This window comes from Aliidongia sp. (assembly GCF_035943795.1).
In the GTDB taxonomy this organism is placed as follows: Bacteria; Pseudomonadota; Alphaproteobacteria; order ATCC43930; family CGMCC-115725; genus Aliidongia.
Map to the genome: position 1 here is coordinate 157,661 of NZ_DASZBY010000083.1, position 19,512 is coordinate 177,172.

Genomic DNA, 19,512 nt, shown 5'->3' on the forward strand with positions numbered 1-19,512 from the left:
CGCTCAGGCCGCGCGAACGGCGGCTACGAAGGTAGCCACGTCGCGCCGCATCCGCTCGGCCTGTTCCGACAGCTCCGTCGCCGCCCCCAGCACCTGATGCGCCGCAGCGCCGGTCTCGCCGGCTGCAGTCGACACGCCGGCGATGTTCATCGCCACTTCCTGGGTCCCGACGGCGGCCTGCTGGACGTTCCGCGTGATTTCGCCGGTCGCGGCCCCTTGTTCTTCGATCGCGGCGGCAATCGCGGTCGTGACTTGGCTGATCTCGCCGATGACGCTCCCGATGCCGCCGATTTCGACGACTGTGCCGCTGGTCGCGGTCTGGATCTGCATGACCTGGCTCTGGATCTCCTCAGTCGCCCGGGCCGTCTGGTTGGCGAGCGCCTTCACCTCCGATGCGACCACCGCGAAGCCCTTGCCGGCTTCGCCGGCACGCGCCGCTTCGATCGTGGCATTGAGCGCCAGCAGATTGGTCTGCCCGGCGATGCCCTCGATCAGCTTGACCACTTCGCCAATCCGCTGGGCCGCCTGAGACAACCCCTCGACGGAATGGCTGGTCCGGGCCGCCTGCTCGACCGCGCGTCCGGCGACCACCGACGACTGCGTGACCTGACGGCTGATTTCACCGATCGACGCCGCCAGCTCTTCGGTGGCACTCGCCACGGTCTGCACGTTGGCCGATGTCTGCTCCACGGCGGCGGCGACGGCGGCACTCTGCTGCGACGTCTCCTCGGCAGTGGTCGACATGCTCTTTGCGGCCGCACGCAGCTCAGTCGAGGACGAGGCGACCGCATCGACGACACCTTTGACGCTCTGCTCGAATTCGTCCGCCATGCGGTTCATCGCTCGCTTCTGGTCGACCGCGGCCTGCCGCTTCGCCTCGACCTGTTCGGCTTCGAGCCCCTTGGTGCGGACCAGGTTCAGCTTGAAGACCTGGGCCGTCTTGGCGATGTCGCCGATTTCATCGCCGCGCCGGGTACCGGCGACGTCGACCGAAAGGTCGCCGTCGGCCAGGCGCCGCAGTACGGCGACGATCGCGGCGATCGGCTTCGAAATGCCGTAGTGAGACAACAGATAGCCGAACGTGCAGCCGAGCAGGATGCCGAGACCGCTCGCCGCAATCAGCATCGAGCGGACGTTCTCGTAGAGCGCTTGGCCGGCATCGACCGCGGCGGCATTGTCGCTCTCCATCCCGTCGGCGAAACCCTTGAGCGTCGCCAGAAGCTTTTCCGCATCCGCGCGGCCCTTCAGCGCCTCGTTGCGGATCGCCTTCTGGGAGTCGGTCAGTTCGATCGTTTTCGACACCTGCTCGACGGTATGGAACAGGGCATCGATGTCTTTGACGTAGGTTTGGTAACCGGCATCGGCCTCGGCCAGAACCTGGAGCTGTCGCGCACCCGCCCCGTCCTTCAACTGGGCGACCCGCTTCTCGAATTGCTGGCGCAGATTGCCGATCGACTGTTTGACCGAAGCGAACGTCTCGCTGGAGGGATCGACCGCGAGGCGAAACTCCGAGCGATTGATCTGCATGATGTCCTGCGCCATGCGCGTGCCGCGCACGGCCTTGACGCCGTCTTCGCCGATCGCGTGGGCCGAGACGCTCAGCTGCTTCGTGGCGACGATCGCGATCGTCGTGGTCACGATCGAGACCGCACTGACCAGAAGGACGATGAAGAGCAGTTTCGTCTTGATCCGAAAGGTGCTGAGCATCGTTCCCTCCAGGCATTTCCGGGCCGACCGTCGCGCCGACTTGCCGTTCCATAGCAGCAGAAGCGCCTGAAATAAGTATTACCAATAGGCGCGTGCAGACGCAGGGCAGACCCGGGTGAGCGTCGTATCGCGCCCCTCGTCGGCGGCGTTGCTTCGGCGCCGCTCACACCGCCGCGAAATCCGTCGCGAACACCGTCGCCCCCTCCTCCGCTCCGCTGACCGCGCGGCGCAGCACGCCGAACAACTCGCGGCCCGTACCCTTGGCGTTGCGCTGGGCGTCGAACGTCGCCGGCGTGCGGGCGGCCAGGATGTCGGGGGCGACCAGCAGTTCGAGCGTGCCGGCATCGACGTCGAGGCGGATCATGTCGCCATCCTGGATGCGCGCCAGCGGCCCGCCTTCGGCGCTTTCCGGCGTCACATGGATCGCCGCCGGTACCTTGCCGGAGGCGCCCGACATGCGGCCATCGGTGACCAGTGCCACCTGGTAGCCGAGGTCCAGCAGCACGCCCAGCGGCGGCGTCAGCTTGTGCAGCTCCGGCATGCCGTTCGCCTTGGGACCCTGGAACCGCACGACGGCTATGACGTCGCGGTGCAGCTCGCCGGCATTGAAGGCAGCCGTCAGCTCTTCCTGGCCGGCGAACACGCGGGCCGGCGCCTCGATCACCAGATGCTGGGTCTTGACCGCCGAGATCTTGATCACCGCCCGGCCGAGGTTGCCGTCCAGCATGCGCAATCCGCCGTCCGGCGCGAACGGTTCCGCGGCCGGACGCAGCACGCCCAGGTCCAGGCTCGCGCGCGGCCCGTCGCGCCAGACCAGTTCCCCGCCCTGCAGCGACGGCTCGCGGCGATAGCGCGTCAGGCCGGGTCCGGCGACGGTCGAGACATCCTCGTGCAGCAGCCCGGCATCGAGCAGGGTCGCGATCAGGAACGCCATGCCGCCGGCCGCATGAAAATGGTTCACGTCGGCCTGGCCATTCGGATAGACCCGCGCCAACAGGGGCACGATGGCCGAGAGATCGGCGAAATCGCCCCAGGTCAGCCTGATGCCGGCGGCGGCGGCCATGGCGACCAGATGCAGCGTGTGGTTGGTCGAGCCGCCGGTCGCGAGCAGGCCGACCACGCCATTCACCACCGCACGCTCGTCGACCACGTGGCCCATCGGCGTGGGCTCCGATCCCTGCGCCGAGATCGCGACCACGCGCCGGGCGGCGGCCCGGGTCAGCGCGTCGCGCAACTCGGTGCCAGGGTTGACGAAGCTGGCCCCCGGCAGGTGCAGGCCCATGATCTCCATCAGCATCTGGTTCGAATTGGCCGTGCCGTAGAAGGTGCAGGTGCCTGGCCCGTGGTAGGACGCGGCCTCGACCTCGAGCAGCGCCTCACGGCTGACCTTGCCCTCGGCGAATTGCTGGCGGACCCGCGCCTTTTCCTTGTTGGGAATGCCCGAGGTCATCGGCCCGGCCGGGACCAGGATCACCGGCAGGTGGCCGAAGGTCAGCGCGCCCATGACCAGTCCCGGCACGATCTTGTCGCACACGCCCAGCAGCAGGGCCCCGTCGAACATGTCGTGGCTGAGGCCGATCGCCGTGCTCATGGCGATGACGTCGCGGCTGAACAGCGACAGCTCCATACCAGCGCGGCCCTGGGTGACGCCGTCGCACATCGCCGGCACGCCACCCGCGAACTGCGCGACGCCGCCGGCGGCCCGGACCGCGGCCCGGATCACGTCGGGATAATGTTCGAGCGGCTGATGGGCCGACAGCATGTCGTTATAGGCCGAGACGATCGCGACGTTCGGTTTGGGCGAATTGCGCAGGTCGCTCTTGTCGTCGGCGGCGCAGGCGGCGAAGCCATGGGCGACGTTGGCGCAGCCGAGATCGGTGCGCTGCGGGCGATCGGACGCCGCATCGGCGATGCGCGCCAGATAGGCGGCACGGGTCGGCCGGCTGCGCAGCACGATCCGGGATGTCACATCGGCCAGGACGGCGTTCAGCGAAGCTGTCATGTCAAATCTCCTGCGACCCCACGCTACCGGGCCGGTGTTACATCGGCTCGTCGTGCCAGGTGCGTCCGTCACGTTCGATCAGCGCGATCGCCGACGAGGGGCCCCAGGTCCCGGCCGTATAGGGTCGGCAGGCCTGGCCGGTCCGGGCCCAGCCATCGAGAATCGGTTCGACCCAGCTCCAGGCCGCCTCGACCTCGTCGCGCCGCATGAACAGGGTGGCGTTGCCGCGTACCACGTCCATCAGCAGCCGCTCGTAGGCTTCGGGAAAGCGCATCTTGAACGCTTCCGCGTAACTGAGGTTGAGCGCCGAATTGCGCAGGCGCAAGCCGCCTGGTCCCGGATCCTTGCTGACGAGCTGCAATTTGATGCCTTCGTCGGGCTGCAGGCGGATCACCAGCCGGTTCGCATTGAACAGGCCGGCCTCGGCCGGGAAGATGTTGAGCGAGACCGGGCGGAAGTGGATGACGATCTCGGACACCCTCTCGGCCAAGCGCTTGCCGGTCCGCAGATAGAACGGCACGCCGGCAAAGCGCCAGGTGTTCACCTCCGCCTTGAGCGCCAGGAAGGTCTCGGTGTCGCTGGTCGGCCGGCCCAGATCGTCGAGATATCCCACGACCGACGCGCCATCGATCGCACCCTGGCGATATTGCCCCCGCACGGTCGCCATGCCGACCGTCTCGGCCGTGATCGGCTTCAGGGCGCGCAGCACCTTCAGCTTTTCGTCGCGCACGTCGTCGGCGTTGAGGCTGCTGGGCGAATCCATCGCGACCAGGCACAGCAGCTGCAGCAGATGGTTCTGCACCATGTCGCGCAGCGCGCCCGACGTATCGTAATAGCCGCCGCGCTGCTCCACGCCGATCGTCTCGGCGACGGTGATCTGCACATGGTCGATCGCCGTGCGGTTCCACAGGGTCTCGAACAGGGAATTGGCGAAGCGCAGTGCCAGCAGGTTCTGCACCGCCTCCTTGCCCAGATAGTGATCGATGCGGAAGATCTGATGTTCCTGGAACACCGCGCCGACCGCCTCGTTGATCTGACGCGCCGACGCCAGGTCGTGTCCGATCGGCTTTTCCAGCACGACGCGCGCCTGCGGCGTGATGAGCGCGTGGCGCGCGAGGTTGCCGCAGATCTCGCCGAACAGGTCCGGCGCGGTCGCGAGATAGAACACGCGGATGCGCTCGGGCTGGTCGGCCAGCAGGCGCACCAGCCCGTCCCAGCCCCGTTCGGCGACCGCATCGAGCGACAGGTAGGACAGGCGGGCCACGAAGCGTTGCCAGACCGCCTCGTCGAAGAATTCGGCGGCGACGTGCTTGTCGATCGCGGCGTGCACGCGCGGGATCATCGCCTCGATCGTGTGCGCTGCGCGCGATGCGAGGATGATGCGCGATTCGCCGGCCAACTGGCCGTCGCGATCCCGGAAATACAGCGCCGGCAGCAGCTTGCGCATCGCGAGATCGCCGGCCCCGCCGAACACCATGTAATCGAACGGGGCGACCGGAATGGTCTTCATCATGACGCGAACTCTTCAACCAGGGACGGACGGAGCCGGTCGGGACGCCACCGGCTTCCCGATAGATTGCGTCCCGTGGGCCGTTGCAACAGACGGTGTGAAGAAAAAAGGGTGGCTCGAGTCCGGGGGGATCTCGGGCCACCCAAGTTTAGGAATAGAGGGAGAAGTTCTATTCCAGGAAATCCGGGCCGACCGCCGTCAGCGGCGCGGCACAGCCCCAATCCATCCTCATTGGCACCGCCGGGAAAGGCGAAAACCGGCAGAATGCCGAAAATGACAAAAATTCATCCGCGGTCCGGAAATTACCGAACCATATTTACACCAAGCAAACCCTGGCGTTCTCCCCGATCACCAAGACAAGTCGACGAGAGAGGAAAAAGCCGGAAGCAGAAGACAGTGCCCATTCCGTTTGCTATTGTCGGCAGAGTAAATTTTGCCGATCATCCCCCTTCAATATTCAAACATCCGATCGTCTCGCGAGATCTCGGCTCGGGAGGGCCCTTGATGTCACGGATACTGAACCTTGGTTTCGCCGCCATCGGCCTGTGCTGCGCCACGGCGTCGGGCTCGGCACAGACCAACCCGCTGTTCGCCGGCCGGCCGCAACCCTTTGCGCAGACCAGCGGCAAGGTTGTGGGTTTCTACCTGGATGGCGATTCGGTCGCCGACGGCTATCGGCTGGATCCGGTCACGGCCCGGAACCTCACCCACCTGCTCTATGCATTCCTCACCATCTGCGGACCTGGACAAGGCGAGGACCTCGCCAAAGCCTGTGCGTCGAAGCAGGGATTCGAACTGGCGGTCGCCGGCAAGCTCGACGATGCCGCGCTCACCCGCTATCTGGCCGAGGTCAAGGCGATGGCGCCGAAGGTGAAGATCCTGGTCTCGATCGGGGGCGCCATGGGCTCCAAGCCGTTTTTCGCCTTGACCCGGGCCGCCGCCGACCAGGCGCGCTTCGTGCAGTCGACCGTCGATTTCCTCGCCGCCCATCCGATGGTCGACGGCATCGACATCGACTGGGAATTCCCGACCGACAGCAGCCCGCAGGCCGGCGAGGCGCAACTTGGCATACCCGCCGACGGCCGGGCCTATGCCGATCTGCTGCATGCGTTGCGCACGGCGCTCGATACGCTCGGCGCCGGCCGGCGGCATTATCTGCTGACCTCCGCCGTCCTGACTTCGGCCCGGCTGACGCGGGCGATCGACTATCGCGACGCCCAGCGGGACGCCGACCTGTTCTTCGCCATGACCTATGATTATTACGGTCCGTGGGGCACCGTCGCGGGGCATCACACACCGGTCGTCGCCCCTAGGGACGAGGCGCTCGGCCCCGTCGGTATCGCGCCACTGCTGGACGCGGGCATCCCCCCCGCCAAGCTGGTCCGCGGCATCGCCGCCTATGGTCGGGGCTGGCAGGTCGGCCCGACCGGCCAGCTGATCGCGGACTATAACGGATCGGACGGATCGACGGTCTATCGCGACCTCGCGAAACGATCGATCGGCCCGGCCGGCAAGGGCATCGGCGGTTTCGAGGTGACCTACGACGCGGTACTGCATGCCTATGCGCTGTGGAATCCCGAGACCCGGGTCTATGTCGGCTATGACGATCCGCGCGCCGTCAGGGAAAAGGCGCGCGCAGCGGTCAAAGACGGCTTGGCCGGCGTGTTCGCCTGGGAATTGTCCGGCGATGATGGCGACCTGCTGGGCGCCATGAACCGGGGCGTCGGCAACCGCCCGAAACCCTAGACCGGCTTGCGCGGGGGTCCGAAGAACGACGTCTGGTCGCCATAGAAGAACATGGTGTTCGCGGTCAGCCGGCCGCTGCGCGGGTCCGGATCGTAGGAGAATTCCGCCGGAATCGTCGCCGCGTGCAGGCTGGTGCTGCGATAGAGGATCGCCCGGTTGAACACGGCATCGTAGGACGCGATCTGCTGGAAGATCGGCGTGTCGCCGCGGATATAATCGGTCGGCGGATGGGCTTGCAGTTCGGCTTTCAGCAGCGTCTCGTAGCGCTCGCGCTGGTCGACGGCCCCGCCCTCGTAGCCGGTTGCGCAATGGCGATAGAACGCCGTGCCGCCATGCGGCTTGGCATAGAGATAATGCAGCACGACGATGTGATTCGGATCGAGGAAGTCGGTGTGCGGGACCAACTGCCGCACGCCGACCTTATCGGGCCGCGTCGTCACCATGGAAAAGGTGCAGCGGCAGTCGACCACGTCGCGGTCGCTCAGCCCGAACGCTTCGGGAATGATCGAGCGCGTGAAGAAATGAACGAACATCGGATAGGGCGACGGCATGACGGCGTGCACGCCGGGATAGAGCGCCGCCGCCGGAGCGAAGTGCGCGCCCGTTGCCGCATATTCCACCATCTGCGCGGCATCGAGCAGGAAGTTGTCGATCACGACGACCGGCGCTTGCTGGTGGCCAATGTGATCGACGCGCATCCGGAAGTCTTTGTGCAGGAAAGGTCTGATGTTCATTCGATTGGTCCGGCTGAGCTTCAGATTATGGCCGAATCCGGTGAAATGGAAAAGAGGTGCTTGAGCTATGACCCAAGGCGCCCCTTCCCGTCGCTTCATGGGATACGACGGTCTCAGGAAAGACCGTCGCTCCTTTAGGCTTTAGTACTTAGCCGTAAGCTGCAGATAGAAAGTCCGACCATTGTCGTAAGTCGCACGCGGCACATCAATGCCATGTATGCTGGTTACGTAATTGTCCTTGCTGTCAGAAATATTCAGAACGTCAAGGCTGACACTGTAGTGATTGTTGATCTTATATCCAATCGCACCATCCAGCTCGCCTCCGGCATCCTGGAAGTACTTCTCGGCACGATCGATACCCTGATAAATCTGAGAATGAGCGGTATAGGCGAGATGCGCGTCGATACCGATATCGTTCTCGTAGTAGGCCGTGAGGTTGCCGGTGTGCTTAGATGCACCCAGCATCTGACGACCGCCAATGCCGGGGGTCGGAGTGTTCTGCGAGCTTTGCGCGAACGTATAGTTCGATGCAAAGCCGAAACCCCAAGCAATCGGCTGTTGCCACGACAGTTCCAAGCCCTTCGACGCACCGCTGTTGTTGGTTGGTGCGGTCACCGTGTAGGTGCTGAACAGCGGATTTGCCATCCCAAGAGGATTGGCGCGCGCCGTGGTGTTCGTGATGTTAATCGCGTTCTCTTGGATCGTGCCATCGTCAAAGGTCGAGGTCATCTGCATGTCGAATAGGCCGGCCGTCAGTGACGCTCGTGGCGCATAGTACCATTCGGCCGAGACGTCGAGATTGGTCGAACGGGTCGGCTTCAGACCCGGATTGCCTTGGGTACCACTCAGCAGCGTGTCGTTCAGTGCCGCACCGCCCGCCAATGCGTAATAGTCCGGGCGTGTCATCGTTTGCCCGGCGGAGAATCGCGCCACCACATTCGGCGACACATCATACTTTACGCTGAAGCTAGGCAGTATATCGACATAGTCTTGCGTATGATGGTTTATGAAATACGTGCCAAAAGCAGATTTGGTGTTCGCAACAACGCCAGCTGCTGCAGGGTTTGTATCGAATGTATCGATGTTATCTTTGGTCGACGCAATTCGAACGCCGAAATTTCCTTGGAAATTTTCGCCGCCGAATTTAGCCATCAAATAGCCGGCCGTCGTGTTCTCTTTGATTTTGAACGATGCGTTCCAGTAATAGCGGCCGGCAGTTGTTTGCCCTGTCGAGTTCACGAAGTTCTGAATGAGCGACTGCAGTGCATTGGGATCGACCGACAGGACGAACGGGGTCGAGATGCCAGCGCCACTACCGAAGTTGCTCGGAAATTGCCCGTTAGAAAGATTAGTCAGAACCGTGCCGCAGGCTCCGCTATAGCAATTGAAATTTTCGGCCTCGACCTCATTGCGCTCGTGCTCGGTAAACCGGATGCCTCCCTTGACAGACTGAATAAGACCATCATCGAAGTCGTACTGAACGTCCACCTGACCGGAAGCGTCGGTATCGAGCTGAGCGATATGAACTATGCCGACCCAGTCCTGATTCGAGTCGCCCATGAACCCGCCGTAGTTCGACGGATCGTTCAGGCCGACGGCGCCCGGAAAGCCGACCGTCAATGGATCGGTGCCATTCATGCCGTAGGAAGCGCCGGCACCAGTTCCGGAAGTCGTGCCATAAGCGAACTGGTCGGAGCCCCCTTTGCCGCGCGAATACCCGGCTTGAGTGTGGATGCTCAAGTTTGAAGTCGGCTTCCAGGTGCCTTGGCCATTGATATAGTAGACCTCTTCACCTGCATCCGGACGATAGATGTCGTTGATGCCCGGATTGCCCCTCGCCGTGGAGCCCGGAAAGGTCGCTGAGGTGAGGATACCGTTCTGGACGGTATATGCCGACGGTGCCACGGGTCCGGTTGTGTTGTGGCCCATGACGAAGTCATTCACATCGATGAGATCGCCCTGATTATAGTTGGGAGCGTTCAGATAGCTGTAAAAGCCGTCGAGCCTGAAATCCCAGTGGTTATTCGGTTTGAACTCGATAGCCGCGTCGCCGCCTTGACGAAGGCGCTCTTGCTCGAACAACGCATTGTTGATGATCTCAGGGTAATAAGCTCCCTGCATCCCCTTTGGAAATGGATTGGCAACGGTCGTCCCATTCGCGCCGGGCACCGTAGCAGTCGTCGGAATCTGGGTGTAGCCAAGTTCCTCCTGACCATCACGACGAAGATAGCGCTGTTCGCGAAACCCCTGAACCATCACGCCAAGTGTATTGGAATCATTCTTCCAAGCAACCAGCCCATTGAACTGCGGGCCTGCCCGATCCGCTAGGTCGGAGTATGCCCCACCGAGGGAAACTTCAGCGGTGATGGGGTCTTTGAAATCAAGTGGTGCGCGAGTGACAATGTTGATCGAACCGGCGGTGCCGCCTTCGGGCAAATCGGCTTGCGAGCTCTTGTAGACGATTGCGTGGTCGACAATTTCCGACGGGAACAGGGCGTACGACACGCTACGGCTGGATGCCGACAGCTGATCGAGGAAAAACCAGTCGCCGGTAGAGACCGCATGACCGTCGATCAGGGTCTGGGTCAACGACGGCGCCGTGCCTCGAATTTCGACGCGGTCGTTTTCGCCAAAGCCGCCGGAGCCGGCCGCTGCCGACTGGATCGTGGTAATACCCGGCAAGCGCTGCAGGGCGTCGGCGACGTTCTTGTCGGGCAGCTGCCCGATGTCGGTCGCACTAACTGCTTCCACCACGCCGTCGGCGGCGCGCTTCACGTCCATCGACTTCTGCAGCGACAGGCGGATGCCCGTGACTTCAATCTGCTCGGTGACCGGCGCCGCCGGCGTGTTGGCTACGGGTGCAGCCTGTGCCGTTTGCGTGACCGTCGATGCGTCCTGGGCGTGCGCAAGGCCCGCCACGGTCATCATCGCCATCGCACTCACGGAACCTCGAAGTAGCCTTGTCCCAGTCCACATTGATCCGCCTCCTGACATGTTCTTGGAGCCTGCTCGGCGGACGCACGGCATGGCATCGTTCGCTCCGATGCTTCACCCCCACGCACGACCCGCCTCGACGATCTGCCCACTGTTGCTGTTCCCGCACCCAGCAGGCACGAATGGCTTCAGCAGACGGCTCCCCTCTACGCCCCGCTATCCAAGCTGATCGGCGATTGGGCGAAAGGCTCAAACCGGCAGAATGCCGAAAATGACAAAAATTCGTCGCCCTATTGAAATTACCGTGAAGAGGCTTACCCGCCAAAAGGCCCATTGTTTCAAGGACCTCGGCCGGCGGGATGGCTCGATCGGCTGAAAGGTGGGCGGAGGGCCGCGCTGCCGAAATCGCGGGTCAGACCCGCTCGACCTGGCGCAGGTGGTGCTTCAGACTCGCGAGAGCCTCGGCAAGCTGGTCCCGCTCGGGACCGGGCTGCGGCGCGTTGCGCAGCACATATTCGGCGGTCCGCACCACGTCGCGCCAGCGCGGGTTGCGCGGCAGGGTCTCGACCAGCAGGTATTTGTCGAGCGTCCGCGTCTGCAGCGAGCTGCGGTCCATATAGACGCGCCAGAGCCCGCTTTCCTCGGCGAGCTCGATCTTTCCCTTGTGCTTGGTCTTCTGCCAATAATCGAGCGCCAGGGTCATGACCTCGACCAGCGAGCGTCGATAGCCCTCGCTCGCCTCGAACTCGTCGCCCAGCGAATCCGCCGGCGCCGCCGGCTCGATATAATCCGCGTCGACGGTTGGTTCGGGCTCGCCGGCCAGCGGCTCGGCGAGTGCCGCGGGCGCCGCTGCGATCTCGTTCTGGGACGGTGTCGCGGCCGACAGCATCGGCAGGATGACGCGCCCCGTGCCACGCGGCAGGGCTTCGGTCTGGCGCCAGGCGAGATAGCTCGAGGCACCGATGCCGCCGGCGCCGGCCAGGCACAGCAGCAGGAACCAGAGCCATAGGCCGCCGTCGAGCGCCGACCGGTCGGCCAGGATCAGATAGTGCCAGCCGGTTTCCGGCAGGATCGAGGGGCCGTAGGTCGCCTCGCGCACGGAGTCGGCGACCGGCGTCGCCTGGACCGGCGTGCCCTTCGCATCGAGCAGCATGATGCGCACGCCGGGGCGTTGCAGCGCCGCCAGCCGCTCGGCCAGCGCGCTCGCCGGCAGGCGGAACGCCACGACGCCTTCGACCGAACCATGCTGGATGACCGGCCGGGCCAGCAGCACGCCGTAGGTATCCTCGATCCGCTTGATCGGCGACACGACGAGGATCTTTGACGGGTCCTCGGTCTGCTGCAGCCGGGCCATCACTTCGCGATAGACCTCGGCCAGGGGCTGGTCGCGCGAGCGCGGCTGGGTCAGGTCGGCAGTAAAGTTCGAGTCTTTCTGCAACGAATAGACGACACGGCCGAAATGATCGACCAGGTAGAGGTCGTCGAACAGGGTCGACGCGATGAGGCTCTGGAAGCTGGCATGGAACCGGTCGTGCACGCTCGCGTAAGCCGGTAGCGAGGGCGGCATTTCCTGGGGTGGCTGTCCCTTGCCGTAATAGGATCGCAACAGGGCCGCCGCCCGGTCCGGATCGGGCGAGATCTGGGCGAAGGCCGGGGCGAATCCGTAATAGCGGCCAATGCTGTAGCCGATGAAACTGGTGCTGGCGAAGGCGGCGCTCTGGCTGCGCGCGAAGTCGACGATGGTGGTCAGATCATGGCCAGCCGAAGTCTCGGCGATCTCGATCTGGAATTGCGTCCGTTGCTCAATAATATTCGCCAGCACCAGCAGGGCTGCGAAAAATACAGCAATGACAGGGAGTAGCGGAACTACCGCCCTGGACGCCCGACCTTGAAGCCCCAACACTGCCCGCCCCCCGATATGCCGGCATCCGGGATATGATTTTGACGATTTTGTCGTAACATCGATCAAGCCGATTCGACTCACGCCTGTCAAGTTTCGGAAGAAACGAACTTGGCCCGAGATGCCCATGGCTCGGTCCCTCGCCTCTTCCGCCCTCGTTCCCCGGTATGCGACATAGGATCCACGCCACCCGTCGGCCGCTGGCGCATTCGCGGCCCCGCCGGGGCGAAAGCACCCTTCGCCCGATCCGGTCCCATGGCTATAAGCCTTTGACGCGGCGAACACACCGTCACGAAACCGTCAATTTCGTTCATCGAACAACCGGCACTTGATCGGACCCGGCGCTTGCCGCTTGTCTCGTGGGGTCCGAGGAACGAGTTCGTCGGCCCGATATCGATCAGAGCGAGTGTGAACCCATGTCCCGAGCTCCGTTGGCCGTCGTCTTCGGCACACCCGGCCCGAGCCTGACCGCCGATCAGCGCGCCTTCTTCCGCGCGGCCGACCCGCTGGGCCTGATCCTGTTCAAACGGAACTGCGAGACGCCCGACCAGGTGCGGCGCCTGTGCGAGGATTTCCGGGACGCGGTCGGCCGGCACGACGCGCCGATCCTGATCGACCACGAGGGCGGGACGCATCAGCGCATGGACCCGCCGGTCTGGCCGGCCTTTCCGGCCCCGGCCCGCTTCGGCGAACTGTATGCCCGCGCCCCGGCGCGCGCGCTGGTCGCGGCCCGGTTGAACGGCCGGGCGATCGGCACCCTGTTGCGCCAGCACGGCATCACCGTCGATTGCGCGCCGCTGCTCGACGTGCCCGTCGCCGGCGCCGATCCGGTAATCGGCGACCGGGCCTTCTCCAGCGATCCGGAAGAGGTCTCGCTGCTCGCCGACGCGTTCGTCGAGGGCATGAAACTCGCCGGCGTCACGCCCATCATCAAGCACATCCCCGGTCACGGCCGGGCCATGGTCGACAGCCACAAGGAACTGCCGACGGTCGACGCACCGCTGGCCGAACTCGACACCAGCGATTTCGTGCCGTTCCGCCATCTGGCCGCAGCACCCTGGGCCATGGTCGCCCATATCGTGTTTCCGGAGGTCGACCCGGTTCGTCCGGCGACCGTATCGCCGCTGGTGCTCGACACGCTGATCCGCGGCCGCCTGGGGTTCCAGGGCGTGCTGATTTCCGACTGCATCTATATGGAGGCGCTGGGCGGCTCGCTGCCGGACCGGTGCCGCGCGGTTCTGGCATCGGGCATGGACATCGCGCTGTCGAGCCACGGCGACGTCGACGAATGGGAGGGCATCGCCGCCGCGGCCCGGCCGTTGAGCGAGGCGTCGCTCGCCCGCCTCGCCGGCCGCGCCGTGCCGCCGCCGTCCGAGCCGCTGCTCGACGTCGGGGAGGCGGTCCGCGAGATCACGCGACAGCTTGCCGCGTGAGCGCTGCCGGGCGGTCGCGAGACTGTGGGAAAAGCGACGGAAATCCGGCTTCCCCTGACGAAAACAACGAGTTTGCAACCTAGCCGCCATGATACCAGCCATGACAGGGTCTTGCTCAAGGCGGGACGGTCCGACAGGGCCGGCTGCCGGAGGGCAAAAATCCGGGGAAGGACCCCGATGATCAGAAAAATCATCGCTACCGCGTTCGTTGCTTTGTTGCCGGCGTCGGCCGTTGCCGAATCGAACCTGACGATCGTGGCCAGCCTGTCGACCGGCTGGGTGCGGAACTTCAACCCATTCAACGAGACGACGCGGCTGCACAGCGTGCGGGACTTCGTCTACGAACCCCTGGTCGTCTTCAACGCGATGCATGGCGGCACGCCCAGCTTCCGCCTGGCAACGGACTATAATTATTCCGGCAACCTGCTGAAGCTGTCCTTCCACCTGCGCGACGGCGTCGAATGGTCCGACGGCCATCCGTTCAGTGCGCGCGACGTGGTGTTCACCTTCGAAATGCTGCACAAGCGGCGCGAACTCGACACCCAGAACATCTGGGATCGCATCTCCGCCGTCGAGTCGCCCGATCAGAATACGGTAGTCTTCACCCTGAAGCGGGTGAACACGAACATCGCATTCGAGATCGTCCGCGTGCCGATCGTGCCCGAGCATATCTGGAGCAAGGTCGCGGACCCGGTGACGTTCACCAACGACAACCCGGTCGGGTCCGGCCCGATGACCGAGATCCGGCGCTTCACCTCGCAGATCTACCAGCAGTGCCGCAACCCGCATTATTGGGACGCCCAGGACCTGAAGGTCGACTGCCTGAGCTTTCCTCAGGTCGGCACCAACGAGCAGCTGCTGACCGCGGCGGCGGCCGGCGCGATCGACTGGTTCGGCGCGTTCCTGCCGGACATCGAGCGGACCTACGTGGCGGCCGACCCGGCGCATTTCCGCTATTGGTTCCCGCCCGGCGGCACGGTGGCACTCAACATCAATTTCGACAGCCCCGATCCCGGCAATCGGGCGGCGTTCCGCAACGTGAATTTCCGGCGCGCGGTCAGCATGGCGATCGATCGCCGGGCGATCGTCGACATCGCCGGCTACGGCTACCCGACGGTCAATGAATATGCGAGCGGGCTCGGCCGGACCTACCAGAGCTGGACCGACCAGGATGCCGAGAAGGAATTCGGGCAATACGCCCATTTCGACAAGGACGCGGCCCGGGCACTGCTGGCCGAAAGCGGTTTCCACGACAAGGACGGCCGCGGCTTCGTCGCCAATCCCGACGGCACGCCGATCAGCTTCACCATCCTGGCACCGAACGGCTGGACCGACTGGGTCAACTCGACCGAGCTGGTTGCCGAGAGCCTGAACCAGATCGGCATCAATGCCCGGGTCTCGACGCCGGAACCGGCCGCCTGGACGCAGAAACTGATCACCGGCTCCTACGACATGGCGATCAACGGCTACCTGACCGGCGAGACGCCCTATCGCTCGCTCGACATGGGCTTCCATTCGCGCTTCGCCGGCAAGACGCGCTTCGCCGCGACCCGCTTCGTCGATCCGGAATTGGACCAAGCGCTGGATGCCTTCATCTCGACGATCGATCCCGCCGCCCAGCGCCAGGCCATGAACAAGGTCCAGATGATCCTCGCGGCCAACACGCCCTACGTGCCGCTCTATTCCAATCCGATCTGGTACGAATACGACACCAAGCGCTTCAAGGGTTGGTTCAACAGCGACAACCCGGTCGCCCGGCCCGACGTCTTCGACGGCACGCCGGAACGGCTGCTGCACCTGCTCGCCCTCGAGCCCGTGAAGCCCTGAGCCCCGCCATGCCGTCTTTCATCCATCCGCGCGCCGGGCACGCCATGCTCCCGCTCCGCGTCAGCGCCGGAGCCCGGTGATGGTGTTCCTTCTTCGCCGACTGGGATTCTACGTCGCGGCCTTCATCGCCGCCGCGACGTTCAATTTCCTGATCCCGCGCCTGATGCCGGGCAACCCGATCGACACGATGTTCGCCCAGTCGGGCACCGTGCTGCCGCCGGAAAGCCTGGAGGCGCTCAAGGCGACCTTCGGCTTCCTCGACGTGCCGCTGCCGATCCAGTACCTGCATTACCTGGGCAGCGTGTTCACCTGGGATCTGGGCCTGTCGGTCAAGTTCTACCCGCTGACCGTCAACCAGGTGCTGGTCCGGGCGCTGCCCTGGACCCTGCTGCTGGTGCTGACCTCGTCGCTCACCGCCTTCACGATCGGCTCGCTCGCCGGCACCCGGGCCGCCTGGCGGCGCGGCGGCGCGTTCGATAGTTTCGGTGCACCGGGCGCGCTCATGCTGCAGGCAGTGCCGCCGCTCGTCACCTCGCTCCTGGCGCTGTCCCTGTTCTCGATCAGCCTGAAGTGGCTGCCGACCGGCTTCGCCTGGGATCCGATGCTGGACCTGACCTGGTCCTGGGCCTCGGTCTGGAGCGTGCTGTACCACGCCGTCTTGCCGGTCGTGACTTTGGCGCTGGCCCAGATCGGCGGCTACCTCGTCACCATGCGCAACAGCATGATCAACCTGCTGGGCGAGGACTACATCACGCTGGGCATGGCCAAGGGGCTGACCGATCGCCGCCTGCGCCTGGTCTATGCCGCCTACAACGCGCTGCTGCCGGCGCTGACCAGCTTCGCCATGAGCCTGGGTGCCGTGTTCGGCGGCTCGCTGGTGACCGAGGTCGTCTTCAACTACCCGGGCCTGGGATACACGCTCTACGAAGGCATCACGTCCCGCGATTATCCGCTGATCCAGGGCCAGCTCATGATCATGACCCTGGCCATGCTGAGCGCGAACTTTGCCGCCGACCTGCTCTACATCATCGTCGATCCGCGCCTGAGGAGGGCCTGATCATCCACGCGATCTTTCAGGCCCTGACGAGCAACCGCAAGGCCGTCGTCGGCCTCGTCATCGTCTCGCTGTTCGTACTCGTGGGCCTGATGGCCCCGCTGATCGCGCCAGCCGGCCCGAACCAGCGGGTCGCCCGGCCCCACGAGCCGCCGAGCGCCGAACATGTGCTGGGCTCGACCCGCATGGGCCGCGACGTGCTGGCCCAGACCATCCACGGCACACGCACCTCGCTGATGGTGGGCTTCATCGCCGGCCTCGTCGTGACCGTGGTCGGCGTCGCGGTCGGCGTCACGTCGGGCTATTTCGGCGGCCGGATCGACGAGGCGCTCAACCTCCTGACCAACGTCGTGCTGGTCATTCCCAACCTGCCGCTGATGCTGGTGCTGGCCGCCTTCGTCGGCGAGGCGGGACCGCTCACCATCGCGATCATCATCGGCGTCACCGCCTGGGGCTGGGGCGCCCGCGTCACCCGGGCCCAGACGCTCAGCCTGCGCCAGCGCGACTATATCCGCGCCTCCGAGCTGTTGGGCGAGCCCGCCTGGCGCATCATCCTGGTCGAGCTCTTGCCCAACCTGGTCTCGATCATCGGCTTCAACTTCATCGGCAGCGTGCTCTACGCGCTGATCACCGAGGCGACGCTGGAATTCCTGGGTCTGGGCGATCCGCTGGCCTTGAGCTGGGGCACCAACCTCTACCATGCCCAGGAAACCTCGGCGCTCAGGGTCGGCGCCTGGTGGGAGATCGCGGCGCCCAGCCTGGCGCTCGTCATCTTCGGCAGCAGCCTGTCGCTCATCAATTTCGCCGTCGACGAGATCGCCAACCCGCGCCTGCGCACGCTCCGCGTGCCGAAGCGGATCCTGGCGGCGCTCCGGCCGGTCGGCGCGGCGGAATGACGGTCATACAGATGAACCAGGCCAAGCCCACCTCGCTGCTGAGCGTCCGTGAGCTGTGCGTCGACTACGCGTCGCGCCAGGGCCTGAAGCGCGCGGTCGACCGCGTGTCGTTCGACGTCGGCGCCAACGAGGTGCTGGGGCTCGCCGGCGAATCCGGCTCGGGCAAGAGCACCGTCGCCTATGCCATCGCCCGGCTGCATCGCCCGCCGGCCTTCATTACCGGCGGCAGCATCGTGCTCGACGGCACCGACGTGCTGAAGCTCCAGGGCGAGACGCTGCGGCAATGGCGCTGGCGCGACGTCAGCATGGTGCTGCAGAGCGCCATGAACGCGCTCAACCCACTGCTGACGGTCGCCGCACAATTCGCCGACCTGTTCCGCGCCCATGGCATCCGGAACAAGGCTGAGATCCGCGAGCGCAGCGCGGAATTGCTGCGCATGGTCGGCATCGCGCCGGATCGCCTGCTGGATTATCCCCACCGGTTTTCCGGCGGCATGCGCCAGCGCCTGGTGATCGCCATGGCGCTCGCCCTCAGCCCCAAGCTCATCATCATGGACGAGCCGACGACAGCCTTGGACGTGGTGGTGCAGCGCGAGCTGCTGGAAGAAGTGACCGTCCTGCGCCGGCGCCTGGGCTTCTCGATCCTGTTCATCACCCACGACCTGGCGCTGATGAGCCAGTTCTGCGACCGCATCGGCATCATGCTGAACGGCGATCTGGTCGAGATGGGCCCGCCGATGCAGATGGTCGAGGCGCCGCAGCATCCCTATACGCGCAAGCTGTGGAACGCGATCCCGCCGCTGCACCCGTCCGAGATGCCGCCCCGGCGCGTCCTGGAGAACACGCCGTGACCCAGCCCATCCTGGAGACACGCAAGCTGGGCATGGTCTATCGCGGCCATCGCGACGTGGCTGCATTGACCGACGTCAGCTTCACACTCCATCGAGGCCGCGCCCTGGCACTCGTCGGCGAATCCGGATCGGGCAAGAGCACCTGTGCCAAGATCCTGACGCGGATGGTGACGGCGACCGGCGGGCAGATCCTGTTCGACGGCAAGGATGTGACCAGGCCGGGCAACCGGCGCGAAGTGCTGGCCTATCGCTCCCAGGTCCAGATGGTGTTCCAGGACCCGTTCGCCGCCCTCAATCCCGCCCATGACGTGCGCCATCACCTGAGCCGGCCGCTGGCGCTGCACAAGCCGGAACTGGGCCGCGGCGAGAGAGAGGACCGGGCGGTCGAGCTGTCGATGATGGTCGGGCTCGACCCCGTCGAGACGCTCGGCAAATATCCCCACGAACTGTCGGGCGGCCAGCGCCAGCGGGTCAACCTGGCACGGGCCATGGCGGTCGATCCGTCGGTGCTGATCGCCGACGAGCCGACCTCGATGCTCGACGTGTCGATCCGCCTCACCATCCTCGACATGTTCAAGCCGCTGAAGCGCGATCGCGGCATCGCCATGTTGTACATCACCCACGATATCGCGACCGCGCGCTACGTGGCCGAGGAGACGGCGGTGATCTACGGCGGGCGCATCGTCGAGATCGGCCCGACCAGCGCCATCATCGACGCCCCGCGTCATCCCTATACCCGCCTGCTGCTGGCCGCCGTGCCGGAGATCGGCCGGCCGTTCGGCGCGACCGACGCCAGCCTGGTGCGCGAGGCGGATCGGGTTCGCGAGATCAGCCGCGAGCCGGGACGGCTCAGCGAGGTGGCGCCCGGCCATCTCGTGCGCGAGTGCTCGGCCAGCCACATCTAAATCCCGGAGAGAG

The 19,512-nt window shown here is 65.0% G+C and carries 13 protein-coding genes; 7 read left to right on the forward strand and 6 right to left on the reverse strand.

Annotation, left to right across the window (positions count from 1 at the left end; genetic code table 11):
* Positions 1 to 3 precede the first annotated feature (3 nt).
* From VGV37_RS14935 to zwf, 3 genes are all read right to left on the reverse strand, one after another.
* Positions 4 to 1,707, reverse strand: coding sequence for a methyl-accepting chemotaxis protein (locus VGV37_RS14935; protein WP_326880499.1), 1,704 nt, complete (start codon positions 1,705 to 1,707; stop codon positions 4 to 6).
* Positions 1,708 to 1,870: 163 nt separating this feature from the next.
* Positions 1,871 to 3,697 (reverse strand): phosphogluconate dehydratase, encoded by a 1,827-nt coding sequence (edd, locus tag VGV37_RS14940; protein ID WP_349256460.1) that lies wholly within the window; start codon positions 3,695 to 3,697, stop codon positions 1,871 to 1,873.
* Positions 3,698 to 3,746: 49 nt separating this feature from the next.
* Positions 3,747 to 5,219: a glucose-6-phosphate dehydrogenase gene (gene zwf, locus VGV37_RS14945; RefSeq protein ID WP_414638000.1), complete on the reverse strand. Its 1,473-nt coding sequence runs from the start codon at positions 5,217 to 5,219 to the stop codon at positions 3,747 to 3,749.
* A gap of 504 nt (positions 5,220 to 5,723) precedes the next feature.
* On the opposite strand from zwf, the gene VGV37_RS14950 reads away from it, so the two are divergent.
* Positions 5,724 to 6,965: a glycoside hydrolase family 18 protein gene (locus tag VGV37_RS14950; RefSeq protein WP_326880502.1), complete on the forward strand. Its 1,242-nt coding sequence runs from the start codon at positions 5,724 to 5,726 to the stop codon at positions 6,963 to 6,965.
* Here the strand turns inward: VGV37_RS14950 and VGV37_RS14955 are convergent.
* The 3 genes from VGV37_RS14955 to VGV37_RS14965 all read right to left on the reverse strand — a co-directional run bounded on the left by VGV37_RS14955 (position 6,962) and on the right by VGV37_RS14965 (position 12,455).
* Entirely contained in the window at positions 6,962 to 7,699 is a 738-nt protein-coding gene (locus VGV37_RS14955; RefSeq protein ID WP_326880503.1) for a DUF6445 family protein, read from the reverse strand. The genes VGV37_RS14950 and VGV37_RS14955 overlap by 4 nt on opposite strands.
* A 141-nt stretch (positions 7,700 to 7,840) precedes the next feature.
* Positions 7,841 to 10,633 (reverse strand): TonB-dependent receptor, encoded by a 2,793-nt coding sequence (locus VGV37_RS14960; protein ID WP_326880526.1) that lies wholly within the window; start codon positions 10,631 to 10,633, stop codon positions 7,841 to 7,843.
* 412 nt (positions 10,634 to 11,045) lie between these two features.
* Positions 11,046 to 12,455 (reverse strand): cache domain-containing protein, encoded by a 1,410-nt coding sequence (locus VGV37_RS14965; protein ID WP_326880504.1) that lies wholly within the window; start codon positions 12,453 to 12,455, stop codon positions 11,046 to 11,048.
* A gap of 494 nt (positions 12,456 to 12,949) precedes the next feature.
* On the opposite strand from VGV37_RS14965, the gene VGV37_RS14970 reads away from it, so the two are divergent.
* The 6 genes from VGV37_RS14970 to VGV37_RS14995 all read left to right on the forward strand — a co-directional run bounded on the left by VGV37_RS14970 (position 12,950) and on the right by VGV37_RS14995 (position 19,499).
* A complete protein-coding gene (locus VGV37_RS14970; RefSeq protein WP_326880505.1) occupies positions 12,950 to 13,966 on the forward strand; it encodes a glycoside hydrolase family 3 protein in 1,017 nt (338 codons plus the stop codon).
* Between the two features lie 177 nt (positions 13,967 to 14,143).
* On the forward strand, positions 14,144 to 15,793 hold the full coding sequence (locus tag VGV37_RS14975) for an ABC transporter substrate-binding protein (protein ID WP_326880506.1): 1,650 nt from the start codon (positions 14,144 to 14,146) through the stop codon (positions 15,791 to 15,793).
* Between the two features lie 79 nt (positions 15,794 to 15,872).
* A complete protein-coding gene (locus VGV37_RS14980; RefSeq protein WP_326880507.1) occupies positions 15,873 to 16,850 on the forward strand; it encodes an ABC transporter permease in 978 nt (325 codons plus the stop codon).
* A gap of 23 nt (positions 16,851 to 16,873) precedes the next feature.
* Positions 16,874 to 17,743, forward strand: coding sequence for an ABC transporter permease (locus VGV37_RS14985; protein WP_326880527.1), 870 nt, complete (start codon positions 16,874 to 16,876; stop codon positions 17,741 to 17,743).
* The gene (locus tag VGV37_RS14990; protein ID WP_326880508.1) at positions 17,740 to 18,594 is read left to right on the forward strand and encodes an ABC transporter ATP-binding protein; all 855 of its coding nucleotides are present in this window, start codon (positions 17,740 to 17,742) and stop codon (positions 18,592 to 18,594) included. The genes VGV37_RS14985 and VGV37_RS14990 overlap by 4 nt, the downstream gene beginning before the upstream one ends.
* Positions 18,591 to 19,499 (forward strand): ABC transporter ATP-binding protein, encoded by a 909-nt coding sequence (locus VGV37_RS14995; protein WP_326880509.1) that lies wholly within the window; start codon positions 18,591 to 18,593, stop codon positions 19,497 to 19,499. The genes VGV37_RS14990 and VGV37_RS14995 overlap by 4 nt, the downstream gene beginning before the upstream one ends.
* The last annotated feature ends 13 nt before the right edge of the window (positions 19,500 to 19,512 follow it).

Bases quoted from the DNA above. Each gene is read 5' to 3' on its own strand.
- VGV37_RS14935 (WP_326880499.1), bottom strand. From the start codon at position 1,707: ATGCTCAGCACCTTTCGGATCAAGACGAAACTGCTCTTCATCGTCCTT.
- zwf (WP_414638000.1), bottom strand. From the start codon at position 5,219: ATGAAGACCATTCCGGTCGCCCCGTTCGATTACATGGTGTTCGGCGGG.
- VGV37_RS14950 (WP_326880502.1), top strand. From the start codon at position 5,724: ATGTCACGGATACTGAACCTTGGTTTCGCCGCCATCGGCCTGTGCTGC.
- VGV37_RS14955 (WP_326880503.1), bottom strand. From the start codon at position 7,699: ATGAACATCAGACCTTTCCTGCACAAAGACTTCCGGATGCGCGTCGAT.
- VGV37_RS14960 (WP_326880526.1), bottom strand. From the start codon at position 10,633: ATGGCGATGATGACCGTGGCGGGCCTTGCGCACGCCCAGGACGCATCG.
- VGV37_RS14970 (WP_326880505.1), top strand. From the start codon at position 12,950: ATGTCCCGAGCTCCGTTGGCCGTCGTCTTCGGCACACCCGGCCCGAGC.
- VGV37_RS14975 (WP_326880506.1), top strand. From the start codon at position 14,144: ATGATCAGAAAAATCATCGCTACCGCGTTCGTTGCTTTGTTGCCGGCG.
- VGV37_RS14980 (WP_326880507.1), top strand. From the start codon at position 15,873: ATGGTGTTCCTTCTTCGCCGACTGGGATTCTACGTCGCGGCCTTCATC.
- VGV37_RS14990 (WP_326880508.1), top strand. From the start codon at position 17,740: ATGACGGTCATACAGATGAACCAGGCCAAGCCCACCTCGCTGCTGAGC.